This is a genomic window from Azospirillum brasilense (genome assembly GCF_003349955.1).
GTDB lineage: Bacteria > Pseudomonadota > Alphaproteobacteria > Azospirillales > Azospirillaceae > Azospirillum > Azospirillum brasilense_B.
In genome coordinates this window covers 1-1,039 of the sequence record NZ_QLKQ01000180.1, presented here as the reverse complement: position 1 = coordinate 1,039, position 1,039 = coordinate 1, and the positions used below count along the sequence as shown (strand labels likewise).

Sequence of the window (1,039 nt, the reverse complement as noted above, 5' to 3'; positions counted from 1 at the left end):
ACACGCCGAGCAGCCAGGGGGCGCCGGACGTGACGGTGCTGCCGAACGGCAACTACGTCGTGACGTGGCACTCGCTGAATCAGGATGGCTCCAGCTATGGCATATACGCGCAGCTCTACCGCGCCGATGGGACTCCGGTCGACGGCGAGGTTCGGGTGAACAGCTATACAGCCAATGCTCAACACGGGGAGCGGGTGACGGCGCTGCCTGACGGGGGCTACCTCATCGTCTGGCATTCCGAGGGCCAGGACGGTTCCGTCTGGGGCACCCATGGGCAACGCTTCGCCGCCGACGGCACACGGGTCGGTGGCGAGTTCCGCGTCAACGCCGGCACCCCCGACAACCAGTACCTGCCGAGCATGGCCGGCCTCGCTGATGGTGGCTTCGTGGTGACCTGGACGCACGGCCTGTACCTGCAGAGCACCTCGGACGTTTATCTGCGGCGCTTCGACGCGTTTGGCAACGCAGTGACCGGGGACGTGCTGGTCAACGGCACGACCGCCGGCAACCAGGACAACTCGGAAGTCATCGCGCTGGGCGACGGCGGGTTTCTGGTGCTGTGGCAGTCGCAGGGCCAGGACGGCAGCGGCTACGGTCTGTATGCCCGGCGCTACACGGCGGCCGGGGTGGCGCAGCCGGAATTCCGCATCAACACGACCACCGCGGGCGATCAGTCGCAGTTGACGGTCGCGGCGCTCGGCGACGGCGGGCTGGTGGTGGCGTGGCAGTCGGCGGGACAGGACGGCAGCGGCTCCGGCATCGTCCTGCAACGCTACGACGCGCTGGGGCAGGCGGTGGGCGGCGAGGTCGTGGTGAACACCACCACCGCCGGCGCCCAGACCGCGCCGGACGTCATCGCCCTGACCGACGGCGGCTATCTGGTGGGCTGGGTGTCGGCCAACCAGGACGGCAGCGGGCTGGGGATCTACGCCCAGCGCTTCGACGCGGTGGGCAACCGGGTGGGCGGCGAGATCGCCGTCACCCAGGCGACGCTGGGCGATCAGGCGGAGCCGGCCTTCGCCGCCACCGCCGACGGCGG

At 70.1% G+C, this 1,039-nt stretch carries 1 pseudogene; it reads left to right on the top strand.

The features are described 5' to 3' along the window. A pseudogene (locus DXK32_RS31955) lies at positions 1-1,039 on the top strand (beta strand repeat-containing protein); the annotation flags it as partial.